Here is an 18,295-nt window from a genome sequence, read left to right on the forward strand (position 1 = left end):
ATCTTTTTGATCTTCTTGGTTTTCTCTTTGTCTGACTTATTCAGTATCTGATCGTCCGTCAGGCCAGCGCCTGAGCCAGCAGATGGATGGGATGCTCGCAGCGAAACGCCGTGCTCATCTCGATCTGCCACTTGCAGGTTTCGCAATCGGTGATGACCAGATCCGGTCTCAGGCGGTTTATCTGATCAAACAGCCCCTCGCCGATGGTTTGGCTGGTTTCGTAGTTTTCCGACTTGAAGCCGTAGGTGCCGGCGATGCCGCAGCACTGGGACTCCAGCACGGTCACCTTGACCCCCGGGATGGCACGCAGCAATTCGAGTGTGTAGATGACGCCCCCCATTTTCTCCATGTGGCAGGGGGTGTGGTAGGCGATGTGCAGCCCGAGCGGTTTCATGGCCGGCTTGTTGCCCTTGTAGAACTCGTTCCACAGGAAGCGGGTCACCAGGGAGATGCGATCGCGCACCTTGTGGTTATCCTGCTCCAGCAGGTGGGGGTATTCATCCCGCAGGGTGAAGCCGCAGGTGGAGGAGGTGGTGAGCAGCGGCATCTCGTTGCCAAGCAGGCTGTTTTCCAGCTGCTTGATGTTGAAGGCCGCCTGCTGTTTGGCCTTGTCCATGAAGCCGTTGGCAATCAGCGGCACGCCGCAGCACTTCTCCCGCTCGAGCAGTTGCACGCCGATATTCATGGCGTTGAGCACCTGCACCAGCTCCTTGCCGAGCTGAGGGTGGTTGTAGTTCACGTAGCAGCCGTGGAAGTAGGCGACCTGGCGCGCAAAGCTGGCCTGGGTCTCCTTCTGCTTCTTGTACCAGCTGCGGAAGGTGCCCTGGGAGTACTTGGGCAGATCCCGGTGGGAGGAGACCCCGAGCGCCTTGTCCAGCACCAGCTTCATCGGCTTGAGGCCGGTAGTGAAGTTGACAACTGGGGCCATCAGGGTGGACATGCTGCCCATCAGATCGGTGTGGGAGAGCACGAATTCGCGGATCCCGGGTTTGAAGCCGCTGTATTGATACTTGGCCTTGGCGATGATGTCGCCGATGCGCACGCCGCTCGGGCAAGCCACCTCGCAGCGTTTGCAGTTGGTGCAGTACTTGAGGGCGCTGTCAAAGAGCTCGGGGCTCTTGATCCGCAGCCGCTCCCCGTCCGGCCCCGCCTGCTTGGGGCCCGGGTAGGCGGGATTGGCCTTGGCCACCGGACAGTAAGCGGTGCAGACGGTGCATTTGATGCACTGATCGAAAGTTTGGTTGGCGTGATCCAGTAGCATGTCAGTTCTCCTCCCGTCGAGATTGAAGGCACGGGATATGGGGCGAAATCATCATTGGGCTGAACTCAAAATGTGGCCGGCGGCCTGCCAGCCGGTGGCAACCGCCACCCCGGAACCTGAGCCCTCTTTGGATTGGGCATCGTAGTGGGCCAGCACGCTGTGTCGTTTGAATGGGGATATGTGGCGCATCTCAGCCCTCCGCCAGAATATGACCGGCGGCCTGCCAGCCGGTGGCAACCGCGACACCTGAACCTGACCCCTCTTTTATGGGGTCATAGTGCGCCAGTACGCTGCCCGCCCCATAGAGGTTGGCAAGCGGCTTGCCGCCGCGCAGCACCCGCAACATCTCGTCGGTCTTGACCCCGAAGCCCATGAAGGGGTGGTGGTCAAACAGTCGGCGACCGGCCCAGGCGTCGCGCTCTTCGAGGCTCAATATGTCGGCATCAAAGATGGGCTCGCGAATGCCGCGCAGGCGCGACTCCAGCCCGCGGCTGAAGAAGCTGCCGGAGGCGAGCACGAAGTTGTCCGCCTCGAACAGCTGATCATCGCCGTTCTGGGTGTGCACGCCGACAACACGGTTGCCCTCGTAGCGGGCGCCCAGCACCCGCTCGCTGGTGAGGAAGGTGCCGCCAAGGGCGATGAAGCGGCGTTTGAGGGCCTCCTGCATCCGCATGCCGATAAGCGACGGCGGCATGGTGGCGACCTCGCGGATGGTGCAGCCGGTGCGTTTTTCAAGATCGCTCAGGCGCGGGCCGACCAGTCCGAGGGAGAGGCAGGCGGGCAGCACGATATGGCGGCAGCCGGGTTCGCCGCACTCCATCACCATGCGGCTGATCTCGCGAGCCAGATCCGCCAGCAGATGGTGCTTGTCGCACAGACGGGCGATGTCGGCGGAGCGAAACTCGTGGGGATTGCGGCTGAACTCGGCCAGCTGGGGAATGCGAATTTCTCCGGTCAGGATACGGCAGTGGGCGAAGCGGGGGTGGGTGGCTAGATTTGCCGCCGCCAGCGCCGGGTGAAAGTCACGAAAACCCTCCAGGGTGGCCAGCAGCAGGGTATCCGGCACGGGGGCATCGGTGACGCAGGCACAGGTCTCGGGGGAGAGCCAGGTGGATTTCAGGGTGCCGATGGGGGTCAGGCGCTGGTGGTTCTGCTCCTGGCGAAACAGCGACAACCCCTCTTCTGCGCAGTGGCGCTGGAGATCGGCGAGGCTTGCTTCGATATGGGTCATCCCTACCTTGCCGTAGGGGTGATGGGGGTTGGCAGCCATGAAGGCAGGCAGGGCGGCGCGGGGATCCCCCTCGCTTTCCAGCAGATCGACCGAGCCGGAGGAAAAATGCAGGGCACTCTGGCCGGAAGCCATCAGCAGCGCCTTCTGGCCAGCCTCGGCCAGACGCAGGGCCGCCGAGAGGCCTGCCATGCCGCCGCCAATCACTATGGTGTCAAATTTCATGGGGCGTCTCCTCGTTTGTCTCTGTGGCATGGCTCTGGGGGGCGGCGTCGCTTACCAGACGGGGCGTCGTCCATTCACTCAGGCCAAACAAGCCTTCATAGATCCAGTAGGTAAATTCCGCTTCGCGCAGGGCATCTCCCCACAGCACGGGACGGGTACCCTTGTAACGCTCCTCCAGGAACTGGCGCAGCATGACGCAGGCCTGGCGGCCATCGGCCTTGCCGTACTCCTGCATCAGGCCGGCGGCGCGATAGGCGCACAGCTCACCCTGACAGGGCCCCATGCCCAGACGGGTGCGGCGGCGCAGATCCACCAGGTTGTCCACGTCGAGCTCGCGCAGTGCGTACTCGATTTCGCCTGCGGTCACCATCTCGCATTCGCAGATAAGGGCGTTGGCCTTGGGATTGTCACGGAAGAAGGCGATGACCCGCTCGCCATGGCGATACTGGGCAGACCCTTCGGCCGGTGCCGAGAGGCCGGGGGCGGAGACCTTCTCCGGATCCCGCGAGCCGGGCAAGTTGAGCTCGGCGGTGCGGCACGGTTTGCTGTTGCCCAGTTTTTTCGCCAGCAGATCGGTGGCCCACTCCGCCATCAAGCGATAGGTCATCAGCTTGCCGCCGGTGATGGTGTTGAAGCCCTGCAAACCATCGCGCTCGGCGTGATCGAGCAGCACGATACCGCGGCTGATGTTGCGGCCCGACTCGTCACCATCCACCGCCACCAGGGGGCGCACCCCGGCGTAGGCACGCAGCAAGCGGGTGCGCGCCATGATGGGGGCAAGTTTTATCCCCTCGCGCAGCAGCACTTCCACCTCTTCCGGCTCCACGGTGAGCTGATCAATCTTGTTGTAATCGATGCGGCTTGAGGTGGTGCCGATGAGGGAGATGGTATCGCCCGGCACCAGGATGTCGGCGTCCGCCGGCTTGCGGCAGCGGTTGAGCACCAGCTGGTTGATGCGGTAATCCATGATGAGCAGGGAGCCCTTGGCCGGGAACATGCGGATGCCGAGATCGGCGTACTCGCAGATCTGCTGGCCCCAGATGCCGGCGGCATTGATCACCTCCTGACACTCCACCTCGAACGCTTCGCCAGTGCGGGTGTTGATGGCCTTGACGCCGTGCACTCTGTCTTGGGTACGCAGCAGCCCCAGCACCTTGCTGTGGGTGAAGATGCGGGCACCGTGCTCCTTGGCGTCGAGCACGTTGGCGGCGGCGAGGCGGAAGGGGTCGACCGTGCCGTCCGGCACCTGAATCGCCCCTATCATGGCCGGGTTGGCATTGGGTTCGAGCTGCAGCGCCTCGCGGGGATCGAGCTGACGGGTCTCGATGCCGGCCAGGGCGCAGGCGTCCATGAAGGTCTTTTGAAAGCCGATGTCATCTTCCGGCAGGGTCAGGAACAGGCCGCCGGTGTCTTCCACGCAGTGGCTGGCGATCCGCTTGAGGATACGGTTCTCCTGAATGCACTCGCGGGCGGACTCCTGATCCGTCACCGCGTAGCGGGCGCCGGAGTGGAGCAGACCGTGGTTGCGGCCGGTGGTGCCGGCGGCGATATCGTCCCGTTCAAGGAGGATGCAGTCGATGCCGCGCAGCGCACAATCGCGCATGATGCCGGCGCCGGTGGCGCCGCCGCCTATGATGACGACTTGTGTGGTTATTCTTTTCATTGTGCCCGTCTCATCTCTTCCAGATGAGGCCAGTGTGGCGCACTTTTGAGTGAAAATGTTTGATGTTGGCCAAGTTAATGTTCGCAAACGCTCATGGTTATGGCCATTTATGAGCATTATGTGACAATGGTCACGCTGCAAATGTATCCCGTGTGGTGATCCCATCCGGCCAGCCAGATATGAAAAAGGGGCCTTGTTACCCCTTGTTCTGCTTGCTCATGCTGTTTGCGTTGTCAGCCGCAGCACTTCTTGAATTTCTTGCCGCTGCCACAGGGGCAAGGATCGTTGCGCCCGACCCTTGGCTGCGCCGGATCCTGCTCTCCGTCGGTATAGACCCAGCGCCCCTGGTAGCGCACGAAGCGGGATCGCTCGTGCAGGCAGTGGCGCTCATCTCCTTCCAGGAACCAGGCCTTGAACTCCACCATCCCGGTTTCATCATCCGGACCTCCTTGGCTTGCGAGGATCTCGAGGCCATCCCAGCGGGTGTCGGTTTGGGAGAGCTCGGTCGCGGTCAGTCCATTCAGATAATCAGGGTGCCAGCTATGGACCAGATATTCCCCCAGACCCAGCACAAAGGCGCTGTAGCGCGAGCGCATCAGCTGCTCCGGGGTGTCGGCGGGGGCGCCATGGTGGAGCGCACCGCAGCAGACATCGAGAGAGAGGGTTGAACCGCAAGGACAATTGTTCATGAAAAAGGGGCTCCGGGGCCGGTAACACATCAATGGGGGCATTTTGCCAAAACCGGCGCCCGCCAACCACTTCCAATGGGGCCTGTCTACACTCTCAAGGTGGGAACACATCACTACAACAATATGTCGCAAGGATGATAAAGATGACGCTGAAACAGAAAATACTGCTGTTAGGGGCCGTGCCCGTTCTGTTGATGGCCCTGGTGGTCAACCTGAGCAATTACCTGCTGTCAAAAAGCGATCTGGAGAGCAGCCTAGTGGTTGCCAGAGAACGGGCGATGAATGAGCGCAAGGCCCTGCTCGACAGCTACATCATGCTGGCGAAAACCGCCATCGCCGATGTCTACGCCCAGCCCGATACCCCGGAGAATCGCGAGAAGGTAAAGTCCATACTGCGCCCGTTGCGTTATAACAGCGACGGCTACTTCTTCGTCTACGACTTTCAGGGCTCGGTGATACTCTTGCCCCCCCGTCCCGAGATGGAGGGCAAGAACCGCTGGCAGGACAAGGATGCCAAGGGCAAGCTGCTGATCCAGGAGATCGTCAAGGCGGCCCGTGAGGGAGATGGCTTCTCCGAATACTGGACCGCCAAGCCCTCTATCGGACGGGATGCGCCCAAGCTCTCCTACAATGTGGTGCTCGACAAATACCAGTGGATCATCGGTACCGGTTTTTATATCGACGACATCGACACCGAGCTGGCGGCGCTGCGCACCCAGCGCGAAGAGAGCATGCACGAGTCGGTGCGAAACAGCGTCTTGCTGATCCTGTTGGTGCTGGGGGTGACCCTGGCGGTGACCGTGGTGATCGGCAACCGGGTCTCCCGGCCGCTGGTGGATGCGGTATCGGCCCTTAACGACATCGCCGACGGGGAAGGGGATCTGACCCAGCGCCTCAAGGTGCAGAGTCAGGATGAAATCGGCCAGCTAGCCACCGCCTTCAACCGCTTCGTGACCAGGATCCAGTCGGTGGTGAGTCAGGTCGGGGAGACCAGCAACCATCTCTTCGTGGCCGTCGACAAGCTGCACCATCTGAGCGAGCAGGTGGATCACCAGATGCAGGGCCACAGCCGGGAGACGGATCAGGTAGTCACCGCCGTGACCGAGATGAGCTCGACCGCCCAGGAGGTGGCGTCCAGTGCTTCCAATGCTGCCAATGCCACCAGCGATGCAGCGCGTGAATCCGATGCTGCTCGTGGTGTGGTGGGGGGGGCCATCAACAGCATCAACCGGCTGGTCGACGAGGTGCACACCGCCTCTGATGTCATCGAACAGCTGGCTCAGGAGACCGCCAAGATTGGCACAGTAGTGGAAGTGATCCGCGGCATTGCCGAGCAGACCAACCTGCTGGCCCTCAACGCGGCCATCGAGGCGGCCCGGGCGGGAGAGCAGGGGCGCGGCTTTGCGGTGGTGGCGGACGAGGTGCGATCGCTTGCCGGCCGCACCCAGCAGAGCACCAAGGAGATCAACGAGATGCTGCAGCGGCTGCAAAGCGGCGTCAAACAGGCAGTGGAGGTGATGCAGGCGAGCGAGGACCGCAGCCAAGAGACGGTGCAGGAGGCGAGCCATATCGCGAGTTCTCTGGACAGCATGGTGTCGGCGGTCAGCACCATCAACGATATGAATATCCAGATCGCCGCGGCGGCCGAGGAGCAGCATGCGGTTTCCGAGGAGATCAACAAGAACCTGGTGGCCATCCAGCACATCGTCGGCGAGCTGGCCAACGGGGCGGAGGAGTCGAACAACACGACTCGCGAACTGGCCGATACCGGGGACAAGTTGCGCAAACTGGTCTCCCAGTTCCGTTACTGACTCTCTCTGGCCCCAAACCGGCGCCAGTTCAGGGCGGCCTGCCCCCGTGCAGGCCGCAGTTTATTTGGGAATTGGCCAATAATGTGTGAAAATCAGGGCCTTTGTTTCCGTGCTTGACCCATATCCTATGAATGAGATCGTGAAAGGCAGTATCGACTTGATCCGGCAGCTCAACTACGGCCTGGTGTATGCCAGTCTGGAAGAGCACAAGGAGCTGTCGCGCACCGATCTCTCCCGCCTGACCGGTCTCTCTCCTGCCAGCATCACCAAGATCACCCGCGAGCTGCTTGACGGCGGTCTGGTGGTACCCTGTGGCGAGAGCTCGGTGGGGCGGGGTCGACGCCAGACCCTGCTGCGCATCAACGAGCGCCGCTTCCAGTTTCTCTCCATGCGTCTCGGGCGTGGCTACGTGGACATGGCGCTGTTCGACTTCACCGGCCGCTCCCTGGCCCGCCAGCGCCACCTCTTCAGCGAGGAGGAGCGCGGCGATCTGCTGGGTAGCCTGGTGCATGCCATCAAGGCGTTTCTGCCCAAAAAGGCCCTGAGCCTGGCCTGCATTGCCCTCTGTCTGCCGGGGCAGGTGGAACGCCACTCCGGCATGGTCAAGCACTTCCCTTACTACGATCTGCACCACTGGCCGCTGGGGCCCACCCTGCAGGCGGCGTTCGGGGTGACCGTGCTGGTCAGCGGCGACGTGCGCACCTGGATCCAGGCCGAGCGGGAGTGGGGAGCAGCCAAGAACTGCTCCGATGCGGTGCTGGTGTTCGTCCACAACGACATCGGTGTCGGCATGGTGGTAAACGGCCAGCTTATCGAGAGCGAGAATGCGCTGCTCGGGGATCTCAGCCATCTGCAGCTCGAACCCTATGGCCAGCGCTGCTACTGCGGCGGCTTTGGCTGTGCCTGCACCCTGGTGACCAACCAGGCGCTGGAGGCGCAGTACCGGGACTTGCGCGAGCGGATGCAGGAGTACGATCTACCCGAGAACGTCAACATTCGCGAGCTGTGCGAGCTGGCGCTGGCGGGCAACAGCCTCTGCCAGGACATACTGCACAAGGCGGCGGGCCGCCTCTCCCGGGTGCTCTCCAACCTCATCTGCCTGCTCAATCCGGGCAAGCTGCTGCTGGGCGGGGAGATCACCCGCGCCGATCGGCTGCTATTCCCCATGCTGCACCAGTCGCTGGCCAGCCAGCTCCCCACCGACTATCTGGTGCGCCTGCAGATAGAGTCCACACACTTCTACGAAGACCCCACCAAGCCCACTTCGGTCCAGGTGCACAAGGCGCTGCGCGACGGCAGCCTCTTGCTGGAGCTGTTGCGGGGCTGAAAACGGCAGGGAGTGCTGTTCTGAAACCGCACAACTGGGTACAATCCTGCGCTTTTCGGGGGGCCTGCGCGGCCCTCAGCGTGTGACTCCATCCAGTGAAGCAAGATGACCCCTGTTCCCGATCATGCCGTCAATCGCCTGCGGGCTTGGCGCAAGAGTATCTCTACCCGACCGTTTCTCGCCCGTGGCGGCACCTTGCCCCGCTGTCCTGCCTGCCAGCTGCGCCATGACTGGTGTGCCTGCGCCTGGCGCCCCGAGCTCAAAGCCGAGGCCGGCTTCTGCCTGCTGATGTACGACAGCGAGCCGATGAAGCCTTCCAACACGGGGCGTCTGATTGCCGATGTGCTGCCGGACTCCACCTGGGCCTTTCTCTGGTCCCGCACCCAGCCTCATCCAGAGCTGCTGGCCCTGCTGGCGGATCCCGCCTGGCAGCCCTATGTGGTATTCCCCGATTGCGAGAAAGATCCGGCGCGGGTGACCGGCGAGGTGGTTTTGGCACCGGGCAAGAAGCCGCTCTTCATCCTGCTCGACGGCACCTGGCCCGAGGCGCGCAAGATGTTCAACAAGAGCCCCTATCTGGACGGCTTCCCCGTGCTTGCCATCAGGCCGGATGCGCTCTCCACCTATGGCATGCGGGTGGCCAATTGCGACGAGCACCTCTGCACCGCCGAGGTGGCGGCCTGCGTGCTTGAGGTGGCGGGCCAGCCCGCGGTGGGTCAGGCGCTGCAGCTCTGGTTCAACCTGTTCAGCAGTCGTTACATGGCGGGGCGGGTGAGCCGCGCTCCCGGCGAGGATGAAGCCCCCCTGCTGCAGGCCCTGTCGGCCATAAGGGAGAGGATGCAGGAGCCATAAGGCCACCGCAGCCAGCAATGGGGCAGGGAATATATTGATGAAAATCAGGAATGGGTTGTCTGACACTGTTTCGTTAGATTCATGGACTCACCCTCGCTAGGATAGCGTCCTGTACCCAGTATCTGGCTGTTCGCCACGCCAAACGCCCCTGATCCGGCGCCGTGGCGCTCGCTCATCATCTCACGAGGTCTAAGGATGGAATTGGAACTGTTAACCCTGGTCGCCCTGTTTGGCGTGGCCCTTGTCGCCGGCTTTATCGATGCCATCGCCGGAGGCGGCGGTCTGCTGACGGTGCCCGCCCTGCTGGCCACCGGCATGCCGCCAGCCCTGGTGCTTGGCACCAACAAGCTGCAGAGCAGTTTCGGTTCCTTCTCCGCCACCTGGTTCTACGCCCGTCGGGGGTTGCTTGAATGGTCCATGATCTGGCCTGTGGTGATCTGCACCTTCATCGGGGCGGCGGTGGGCACGTTGGCGGTGCAGACCATAGATGCCGCTGTGTTGGAGCGGCTGCTGCCCTTCCTGCTGATGGCGTTTGCCTGCTACTTCCTCTTCTCCCCCAGGGTGAGCGATGCGGAGAGCACCCGCAGGCTCACTCCCATGGTGTTCGCCCTGCTGGTGGGGGGCGGGGTCGGTTTCTATGACGGCTTCTTCGGGCCCGGCACCGGGTCATTCTTTGCCATCGGCTTCGTGGCGCTGGCCGGTTTTGGCATGGCGCGGGCCACGGCGCACACCAAGCTGCTCAACTTCACCTCCAACATCGCCTCCCTGCTGTTCTTCGCCCTGGGGGGCAAGGTGGTATGGAGCGTCGGCTTTGCCATGGCCCTTGGCCAGTTCATCGGCGCCCGTTTTGGCTCCAAGATGGTGCTGCAAAAAGGGGTGAAGCTGATCAAGCCCCTGCTGGTCACCGTCTCCCTGCTGATGTCCGCCAAACTGGTCTGGAGCCAGTATCCCGAGCTATTCGCCTGGGTCTATTGAATGACCCCTGACAGGGGTTGAAAGTGGGCGCGCAGCGCGCTCACCAGCTGGGCGATCCGTGCCCGCTTCAGGCTGTTTGGCCGGTAGATAAGGTGCAGGGGGCGTCCCAACCCTGGCAGGGGACGCGCCTTGTGATCCTGCTCGCCCAGCAGGGTCAGCAGGCCCGCCGGCAGCAGCACCGGCCCTATGCCCGCCTTGGCCAGTTCGATCAGCGCCAGATAGGAGTCGAGCTCCATGACAGGTTCCAGCCCGAGTTCAGCCAGCGGTTCGCGCAGATAGCTGTTGGAGGGATTCTCCAGATCCATGGTCAGGATCTTGCGCACGGCTCCCGCTTCCCCTTTCCCCTGATCCGGCGTTGATGCCGCTTGCTGATCGTCACCCACCAGATAGAAGGGCTCCTCCAGCAGCAGCTCGGCCCCCAGCCCGTGGCCAGGAGGCAGCCGGCCTGCGCAGATGCCGAGCAGGGCGTCGCCGCTGCGCACCCGCGCCAGGATCACCGGGGTGTGGTGGGTGGAGAGGGCGAGATGGGGATCGCGGCGCAGGTAGTCGTGCATGAAGCGAGTCAGGTAGCCCGCCAGCAGGGTCTCGGAGCAGGCGATGGGCAGCGGGGTCTGATCCGTCAGGGGCTGGTTGTCCGCCAGTACCCCCTTGATCTCCGCCAGACTCGGCCCCACCCGGGCGAGCAGTTCCAGCGCCTGCGGGGTGAGACGAGTCTGGCGCCCGTCCGGCTCGATGAGCTTCTTGCCAAGGCGTTGCTCGAGCTGGGCGATCCGCTTGCTCACCGCCGACTGGCTGATATAGAGCCGGCTGGCCGCCTTGGCCATGGTGCCCTCGCTCGCCAGCAGACAGAGCGTCTCCAGCCCTTCCAGTAACATATCGCCTCCCGTCATCTCCGTTGGAAGGCGTTACCTTAGGGGCTGGCGGGGTCGGGATCAAGCATCCTTCACCGCCCTGACCGGGCTCAGGCGCCACTCCCGCAGGGGCGGGGCGAAGATCACCAGGTTGCCGAGCAGGCTCACCACCACGCCCACCACAGAGACCGTCTGCCAGACGAAGCCCTCGTAGAAGGTCGAGAGGGTGAGGGCCACCAGAGGAAACAGCACGGTGGCGTAGGCCGCCTTGCTGGCGCCAATTCTGCCCACCAGGGTGAGATAAGCAGTGAAGGCGATGACTGAGCCAAACAGGGCGAGATAGACCATGGCGGCCAGATAGTGGCCATCGGTCGGGATCACCAGCGACTGGCCGAGCAGGGTGACCCAGCCCAGCAGCAGTAACACCCCGTACACCATGCCCCATGGCACCAGCTGCAGCACGTGATAGCCCTGGCGCTGGCCCCGGGCCGACACCAGGTTGCCCAGCGAGAAGCAGAGGGTACCGCCAGAGGCCAGCAGGAGCCCCTTCCAACCGTTTGCACCCAGTTGCGCATCCGCCAGCACGGGCCAGAACAACAGCAAGGTGCCAAGCAGACCCAGCAGCGACCCCTGCAGCCAGCGCAGGCCCGGCCGCTTGCCCTCGAACAGCCAGAGATTGATCCCGTTGAAGATGCTGGCGCTGGCGAAGATCACCGCCGACAGGCCGCTCGGGATGTAGAGAGTAGCGTGGTAGAAGCAGAGAAAGTTGGTGGAGAACAACAGAGCGCCGAGCAGGGCGGCGTAACGCTGGCCGTGCCAGGGCAGGCGCGGAAAGCGGCCGCTGGCGGTCAGCAGGGCAAACAGGGCCAGCGCCGCCAGCATGAAGCGATAGAGCACCGACACCTCGATGGGGATGGGGCCGAGCTGCCAGGCGATGGCAATCCAGGTGCTGCCCCAGATAAGGACGGTGGCAAGGTAGAGCATCAGATTCATGGGGGATCCCGCTGTCAGAAGAAGTGAATACCAGCATGACGGCCGCTCAAGGGGGCTGGCTTGCATCATCTTGCGGTTTTTCATCGCCCCTGGCTGTCATCCCGGGGCGCTGTCGGTAAGATGGATGGCATGCGCACCGGCGCTGTGGGCTAACGAGGGAAACAGGAAGAGATGAAGAGGGCAGGGGTATTCGATGCATTGGTGAGCACTGGCGCCCGGCTGGAGGATGCCTGCTGGCTGGAGCCCGGCCTTGGCGTCGCCAGCTGGCGCAACTGCTACGATCAGACCCGCTACCACAAGCCGGGGCACCACACGGTGAGTGTCTATCTGCAGGGGGGTGAGCAGACCGAGCGGCTCGACGGGCCGGGCGGCCACGGCGGCACCGGCAAGGTGTGCATCATGCCGGATCACCACAGATCCGAGTGGCTGGTGCGCGAGGAGTTTCGCTTCTTCCACCTCTACTTCACCCCGGCCCATCTCACCCGCATTGCCGAAGAGGTGTGTGACAAGGAGGGCCGCCATCTGCAGCTGGTGGACAAGACCTTCATCGATGATCCCCTGGCGGCGGCTCTGGTCCAGACCCAGCTGATGAAGCTGGAGTGGCAGCATGGCATCGACAAGATGGCCCTTTCCCACGGCGCCTGGATGCTGATGCTGCACGCCTACCGTCACCATACCCTGGAGGCGCCGGGCCTGCCGCCCCTGCGTGGGGGGTTGGCGCCGGCGGTGATCCGGCGGGTGCAGGAGTATCTGCTGGCTCATCTGGCCGAGCCGGTGACCCTGGCTGAGCTGGCGCAAGAGGCGGGGCTCAGCGAATACCACTTTGCCCGCATGTTTGCCCAGAGCCTGGGTTGTCCTCCCCATCGCTATCTGCTGGAGCTTAGGCTCAAGCGGGCCAAGCAGCTGCTGGCAGGGAACGAGCCCTTGGCCTGCATCGCCATCCAGTGCGGTTTCTCCTCCCAGGGTCACTTTGGCAACCGCTTTCGGGAGGCCTTTGGCCTCTCCCCCGGTCAGTGGCGGGCCCAGTTGTCATCTCCCTGTCACAGACATGCGTGAGACTCGGGGTCAGGAGAGGGGCGTTCCCTCTTCATGTTGACAGGAGTTGCCATGAATCATCGCAAACGCCAGATCCGTACCCGTCATCTGTGGTTCAATCACTGGAATGCCCCCGAGGGGCGTATCGCCGCGCCCACCCCGCCCGAACCTGCAGTGCCTCACAGTTCCCGTTGAAAATCCCGACTCGCCGATAGGTTTTTTGCGGCAACTTTGCCACTATTGCCCCATCAGGATGAAGTGGACATGGCTGCATGTTTCTGGAACGTATTGAAGTCAAAGGATTTCGTGGCATAAATCGGCTCTCGCTTGGGCTGGATCACACCACGGTACTGATCGGCGAAAACACCTGGGGCAAATCGAGCCTGCTGCGGGCACTCTGGTGCCTGCTGGGGCAGGATGCCGAGCCCTACCAATTCACCGCCGAGGATTTTCACCAGCCGGAAGATCCCGAGCTCGAACCGGCCCGCCATCTGCAACTGGTGCTCACCTTCAGCGAGCACAGACCCCAGATGTGTCTGCATTCGCGCCGCCTGGCACGGTTGTGCCCCGCCTGGGTGCTGCACAAGGACAAGTTCAACCGCATTCACTATCGCGCCAGCGCCGAGCTGCTGGATGACGGCGCCGTGGTGACCACCCACGATTTTCTCGATGGCATCGGCAAGAGCTTGCCCATCGACAACAGCCGGGAGCTTATCTGCCTGCTCATCACCATGAACCCGGTATTTCGTCTGCGTGATGCCCGCAGCGCCCGCCACGGGGTGGAGACGCTGCAGTGGGGGGATCTGTCGGAGAACCGCCTGAGTCATCTGGCCGACAAGCTGATCGACGAGCCCCAGCGTATTGGCGAGCCCGAGCTCAAAGAGGCGCTGCAGGCGGTGCGCCAGCTGATGGATCACTACTTCAACGCCCTGGCCCCCATCAAGAAGAACAAGCCGCGCAGTCAGCGGGACATCATCAATCGCCCCATGACCTTGCGCAACCCGGGCAATTTGCACACCCTGCTGCGCCACGCCGACAACCGGGCGCTGCAACTGGCCATGGCGGGCATGGCGGCCACCCTGCTGCAGGCGCGTGGCAACCGCGAGCTGGAGGAGGGCGCGCGCCCCATCATGATCCTGGAAGATCCCGAGAGTCGCCTGCACCCCACCATGCTGGCGCTGGCCTGGGGCCTGCTGGAACAGCTGCCGGGCCAGAAACTGCTCACCACCAACTCGGGGGATCTGCTCTCCTCTCTGCCGCTCAACCAGGTGCGGCGACTGGTGCGCCGGCAGCAGGACATCGTCTGCCACCAGATTGGCGGCGAGCGCTACAGTAGCGATGATCTGCGCAAGATTGCCTTCCACGTGCGGATCAACCGCCCCATGTCGCTGTTTGCCCGCTGCTGGCTGCTGGTGGAGGGGGAGACCGAGATCTGGCTGCTCTCGGAGCTGGCCCAGATCTGTGGCTACAGCCTGCGGGCGGAAGGAGTGCGGATCATCGAGTTTGCCCAGTGCGGCCAGTCACCGCTCATCAAGGTGGCCCGCGACTTTGGCATCGAGTGGCATCTGCTCACCGACGGCGACGAGGCGGGGGTCAAGTATGCCACCTCGGCCCGCTCGCTGCTCAAGGGGGAGCGGGAGCGGGATCGCCTGACCCAGCTGCCGGCGGCGGATATAGAGCACTACCTCTATCACAACGGCTTTGAGGGGGTGTTTCGTCGCGAAGCGGGGGTGGGCGGGCGTACCATGCTGAGTGCCAGCCACATCATCAGCAAGGCGATCCACAAGCGCAGCAAGCCGGGTATGGCGCTGGCGGTGGTGGAGGAGGCAGAGCGGCTCGGTGCCGATCACATACCGCCAGTGCTGCGCCAGATGTTTTCCCGGGTGGTGGCGCTGGCTCGCGGCCAGGGCTAAGGCCGTACACCTCCCAAGTCGGTTGCCGCAGATCCGGAACATGCACAGAGATTGGGGATAGGAGCGGGTTTGGGTATACTCGCCCCCTCTCTGGCGCCGTGAGGGCGCCCGTTGCAACTCTCTGCTGGAGGCGTCATGTTCGTCCAACTCCCTTTTTGGCTCTTTCCCCTGACCGGCCTGATGGCGCTGGGGGCGCTGATCGCCCTCGGCATCGTGCTGTGGCGCGGTGATATCTGTCCGGGCCAGCGCTCCAGGATCAGCCAGCAACTCTTCTCCATCTGGGTGATCACCGGCCTCTCCCTGATGCTGGCCGTCGAGGCCAAGGCGGCCAGCTGGCTCATCTGGTGTGGCGGCGCGAGCCTGGTGCTGGGGATCTGCCTGTCGCTGGCCCAGTCACGGCTGGAGGGCAAGCGCTCCGTGCCGTCCACCCTGCTCTGGCTGCCGGCGCTGCCGCTGGCCCTCTATGGCGTGGGGCTGCTGCAGATCCAGGGCTGGATCAGCGGCCTGATGCAGATGTGCATGCTGGGGGCGGCCTTTGCCCACCTGATGCTGCTGCGGGCCCGCCATCGTCTGCAGGCGTTCAACACCCTGCTGCCGCTGGCGGGGCTGGCGGGAGCCCTCATCAGCCTGATCTGGCTGGCGGTGCTGGTGGGCTGGCAGGGCAGTGCCGCCAACCTGGATGATCTCATCCCGGCGGTGGTGACCCAGGCGGTGTTGCTGGTGGCCTCCCTGCTGCTCTGGTTCAGCCCTATCTACCAGCGCAAGGAGACGGCTCCCGTCGTCGTGTCGACCTCACTGTGCGGGCTTATCATCGCCCAGATCGCCGCCACCAGCGTGCTGCATCAACTGGTCTGACGCGACCGCTGATCTGGCGTGACAAGGACCAAAAAAGCCCCCCGAGCCTGGCTCGGGGGGCTTTTTCGTTGCTGGCCGTCCTCATCAATCAATAGAAGTCATCGGCCCCGCAGATAAAGAGGCAACTGCTGCGGGGCTGGGCCAGATATTCCCGGGTCAGTCCCTGCAGCGGCATGCCGAAGGTGCAGATGTCCTGGGGCGAGGGCAGGGCGGTATCCAGGATCCGGCGCCAGTAGCCACCGACCCCCTTGGGGGGGCTTGGCAGGTTGAAGGTGAGCGGCTCCCAGTAGGCGTTGAACAGCACATAGAGGGCCAGCCGGGTTTCGCTTGAGAGGGCCGACATGGCGATGGCGTGGGAGTGGGAGCCGAAATCCGGCTGCATGGCGTTGACCCCGTGCCAGCAGATCTCGCTGTGGCGCAGGATCTCGGTGAGCGAGAGCGGCATGCTCTCCTGCTCCGGGCGCTGGAACAGGTGTTTGCGATACTGGATCAGCTCCTTCATGAAGCGGAACATCTCCTGACCGCTGGTGGTGGGTTGCCAGGGCATCCAGCAGGTGTCGTTGTCCTGGCAGTAGCCGTTGTTGTTGCCCTGCTGGCTGCGCAGCACCTCGTCCCCCATCAGGATCATGGGGGAGCCGACCGAGAGCAGGGTCGCCACCATCATGTTCTTGGCCTGGCGCACGCGCAGGGTATTTATCTGGGGATCGTCCGTGGCCCCTTCGTGGCCGTGGTTCCAGCTGAAGTTATGGTCACAACCGTCGCGGTTCTGCTCGCCGTTGGCCTCGTTGTGCTTGCCGTTGTAGCTGGTCCAGTCCCACAGGGTGAAGCCGTCGTGGCAGGTGACGAAGTTGATGCTCTTCTCGGGATCCGCATGGTGGTAGTGGTAGATGTCCGGGCTGCCGCACAGCCGCTCGACAAAGGCAGTGACGCTGTTCTCGTCACCGCGCAGAAAGCTGCGTACATCGTCCCGAAACTGGCCGTTCCACTCACGCCAGCGGGCGCCTGCCAGAGAGCCTACCTGATAGAGGCCTCCCGCATCCCAGGCCTCGGCGATGAGTTTGATGTCGGCGATGTTGGGATCCGTGTCTATGGTGCGCAGGGTGGGGGCGTTGGCCTGGGGCTGGCCAGATTCGTCCCGGGACAAAATGGCCGCCAGATCGAAGCGAAAGCCGTCCACATGCATTTCCTGGCGCCAGAAGTGGAGGCTGTCCATGATCATGCGCAGCACCACCGGGTGGGCGCCATTGAAGGTGTTGCCGCAGCCGGAGTAGTTGGTGTCCCTGTGCTGGTTGTCGAGGATGTAGTAGACCTCGTTGTCGATGCCGCGAAACGAGAAGGTCGGGCCATCCTCGCCCCCCTCGGCGGTGTGGTTGTAGACCACATCCAGGATCACCTCGATATTGGCCCTGTGCAGCGCCTTGACCATGTCGCGAAACTCGGTGAGGGGATCATCGCCGCAGGCGTATTGGGCGTGAGGGGCAAAAAACGACATAGGGCTGTAGCCCCAGTAGTTGGAGAGTCCCTCGGGGGCATCCTGGGGATCGAACTGGAACACCGGCAACAGCTCGACGGCGGTGACGCCGAGAGATTGCAGATAGGGGATCTTCTCTATCAAGCCCAGATAGGTGCCGCGCAGGGCAGGATCGACACCGGAGTGCGGCGATCTGGTGAATCCTCCCAGGTGCAACTCATAGATGACCGAACGGGAGAGAGAATGGGCCGGCAGCTTGTCATCTTCCCAGTCGTAGTCGTGGGTATCCACCACCCGGTTCTTGGCGCAGCAGGCCAGATTGCTGCCGGGGCGGGCGGCGGCCCGGCGATCATAATGGGGGCCCAGCTCGATGCTGCGGCCGTAAGGGTCCAGCAACACTTTTTCGCTGTCAAAGCGAGTGCCGCAGTAGGGACGCCAGGGCCCCTGGATGCGGTAGGCGTAACGCTGGCCGATCGCAATGCCCTCTATATGGATGTGCCAGTAGTAGGCGGTGCGGTTGAGTCGGGGTGAGAGGGGGATCACCTCCGGAGTGCTGTCTTCGGGGCTGGCAAAGAGCAGCAGTTCAACCCGGCTGGCCAGCCGGGCCCAGATGGCGAAATTGACGCCGTGCTGATCAGGGGTGGCCCCCAATTGACGGCAATGGCCGGCGGAAATACGCATAAGATACCTACCCAAGGTGGCAAAACCGATCCCTGCTTAGTGTAGTGCCTGCCTCTGGCTCGGACTCGTTTGCCTGAAAAAACAGCAAGATGCCGTGAAAGCCCACACCTTTTGTCCAATTAATCCCCTAATAAACTTTTTTTGATAGATTTACTTGCAATCTGTGCGTTGGCGCATATTATTGGCCACCTCGGACGCGGGGTGGAGCAGCTCGGTAGCTCGTCGGGCTCATAACCCGAAGGTCGTCGGTTCAAATCCGGCCCCCGCAACCAACTTTTTCGTCGGTGTGTCGCCTGTTTTAGGCAGAGATGCAGACAAACGCCACAGACATCTGCTCGGTCTGCTGGTGACAATTCGGACGCGGGGTGGAGCAGCTCGGTAGCTCGTCGGGCTCATAACCCGAAGGTCGTCGGTTCAAATCCGGCCCCCGCAACCAACTTTTTCGTCGGTGTGTCGCCTGTTTTA

General features: G+C 63.0%; 16 protein-coding genes and 2 tRNA genes. 10 read left to right on the plus strand and 8 right to left on the minus strand.

From position 1 onward, the window contains the following. Nucleotides 1-58: 58 nt before the first annotated feature. The 5 genes from glpC to ACB028_RS08320 all read right to left on the minus strand — a co-directional run bounded on the left by glpC (nt 59) and on the right by ACB028_RS08320 (nt 5,066). On the minus strand, nt 59-1,261 hold the full coding sequence (gene glpC, locus ACB028_RS08300; RefSeq protein ID WP_371143992.1) for an anaerobic glycerol-3-phosphate dehydrogenase subunit GlpC: 1,203 nt from the start codon (nt 1,259-1,261) through the stop codon (nt 59-61). 51 nt (nt 1,262-1,312) lie between these two features. After that, nucleotides 1,313-1,450, minus strand: a complete 138-nt coding sequence (locus ACB028_RS08305; protein WP_371144010.1) for a hypothetical protein — start codon at nt 1,448-1,450, stop codon at nt 1,313-1,315. Between the two features lies 1 nt (nt 1,451). Further along, on the minus strand, nt 1,452-2,714 hold the full coding sequence (glpB, locus tag ACB028_RS08310) for a glycerol-3-phosphate dehydrogenase subunit GlpB (protein WP_371143993.1): 1,263 nt from the start codon (nt 2,712-2,714) through the stop codon (nt 1,452-1,454). Beyond that, a complete protein-coding gene (glpA, locus tag ACB028_RS08315; RefSeq protein ID WP_224209756.1) occupies nt 2,704-4,377 on the minus strand; it encodes an anaerobic glycerol-3-phosphate dehydrogenase subunit A in 1,674 nt (557 codons plus the stop codon). The genes glpB and glpA overlap by 11 nt, the downstream gene beginning before the upstream one ends. A 233-nt stretch (nt 4,378-4,610) precedes the next feature. Then, nucleotides 4,611-5,066, minus strand: a complete 456-nt coding sequence (locus ACB028_RS08320; RefSeq protein ID WP_082037572.1) for a YchJ family protein — start codon at nt 5,064-5,066, stop codon at nt 4,611-4,613. Between the two features lie 143 nt (nt 5,067-5,209). Between ACB028_RS08320 and ACB028_RS08325 the strand changes: the two genes are divergently transcribed. The 4 genes from ACB028_RS08325 (at nt 5,210) to ACB028_RS08340 (ending at nt 10,031) form a co-directional block, all read left to right on the plus strand. Continuing rightward, nucleotides 5,210-6,877 carry a methyl-accepting chemotaxis protein gene (locus ACB028_RS08325; RefSeq protein WP_042028852.1) on the plus strand — a complete coding sequence of 556 codons (1,668 nt, stop codon included), beginning with the start codon at nt 5,210-5,212 and terminating at the stop codon, nt 6,875-6,877. Nucleotides 6,878-7,004: 127 nt separating this feature from the next. Next, on the plus strand, nt 7,005-8,204 hold the full coding sequence (locus tag ACB028_RS08330; protein WP_371143994.1) for an ROK family protein: 1,200 nt from the start codon (nt 7,005-7,007) through the stop codon (nt 8,202-8,204). Nucleotides 8,205-8,309: 105 nt separating this feature from the next. Then, nucleotides 8,310-9,056, plus strand: coding sequence for a tRNA-uridine aminocarboxypropyltransferase (locus ACB028_RS08335; protein WP_371143995.1), 747 nt, complete (start codon nt 8,310-8,312; stop codon nt 9,054-9,056). Between the two features lie 195 nt (nt 9,057-9,251). Continuing rightward, on the plus strand, nt 9,252-10,031 hold the full coding sequence (locus ACB028_RS08340; protein ID WP_371143996.1) for a TSUP family transporter: 780 nt from the start codon (nt 9,252-9,254) through the stop codon (nt 10,029-10,031). Here ACB028_RS08340 and ACB028_RS08345 read toward each other — a convergent pair. Then, on the minus strand, nt 10,025-10,906 hold the full coding sequence (locus tag ACB028_RS08345; protein WP_371143997.1) for a LysR family transcriptional regulator: 882 nt from the start codon (nt 10,904-10,906) through the stop codon (nt 10,025-10,027). The genes ACB028_RS08340 and ACB028_RS08345 overlap by 7 nt on opposite strands. Before the next feature lie 57 nt (nt 10,907-10,963). Next, the gene (locus tag ACB028_RS08350) at nt 10,964-11,875 is read right to left on the minus strand and encodes a DMT family transporter (protein WP_371143998.1); all 912 of its coding nucleotides are present in this window, start codon (nt 11,873-11,875) and stop codon (nt 10,964-10,966) included. Between the two features lie 171 nt (nt 11,876-12,046). Here ACB028_RS08350 and ACB028_RS08355 point away from each other — a divergent pair, with 171 nt between their 5' ends. The 4 genes from ACB028_RS08355 (at nt 12,047) to ACB028_RS08370 (ending at nt 15,678) form a co-directional block, all read left to right on the plus strand. Next, nucleotides 12,047-12,931, plus strand: coding sequence for a helix-turn-helix domain-containing protein (locus tag ACB028_RS08355; RefSeq protein ID WP_371143999.1), 885 nt, complete (start codon nt 12,047-12,049; stop codon nt 12,929-12,931). 51 nt (nt 12,932-12,982) lie between these two features. Next, nucleotides 12,983-13,105, plus strand: coding sequence for a hypothetical protein (locus ACB028_RS08360; protein ID WP_268746130.1), 123 nt, complete (start codon nt 12,983-12,985; stop codon nt 13,103-13,105). 77 nt (nt 13,106-13,182) lie between these two features. Next, nucleotides 13,183-14,823 (plus strand): ATP-dependent endonuclease, encoded by a 1,641-nt coding sequence (locus tag ACB028_RS08365; protein ID WP_042028839.1) that lies wholly within the window; start codon nt 13,183-13,185, stop codon nt 14,821-14,823. Nucleotides 14,824-14,958: 135 nt separating this feature from the next. Further along, complete coding sequence (locus ACB028_RS08370) at nt 14,959-15,678, plus strand: hypothetical protein (protein ID WP_026458204.1); 720 nt, start codon at nt 14,959-14,961, stop codon at nt 15,676-15,678. 88 nt (nt 15,679-15,766) lie between these two features. Here the strand turns inward: ACB028_RS08370 and glgX are convergent, their stop codons facing one another. Further along, complete coding sequence (glgX, locus tag ACB028_RS08375) at nt 15,767-17,830, minus strand: glycogen debranching protein GlgX (protein WP_371144000.1); 2,064 nt, start codon at nt 17,828-17,830, stop codon at nt 15,767-15,769. Between the two features lie 195 nt (nt 17,831-18,025). On the opposite strand from glgX, the gene ACB028_RS08380 reads away from it, so the two are divergent. After that, a tRNA-Met gene (locus ACB028_RS08380) sits at nt 18,026-18,102 on the plus strand. An 87-nt stretch (nt 18,103-18,189) separates the two neighbouring features. Next, nucleotides 18,190-18,266, plus strand: a tRNA-Met gene (locus tag ACB028_RS08385). The last annotated feature ends 29 nt before the right edge of the window (nt 18,267-18,295 follow it).

The sequence above is a fragment of the Aeromonas sp. S9(2024) genome (assembly GCF_041403185.1).
GTDB lineage: Bacteria > Pseudomonadota > Gammaproteobacteria > Enterobacterales > Aeromonadaceae > Aeromonas > Aeromonas enteropelogenes.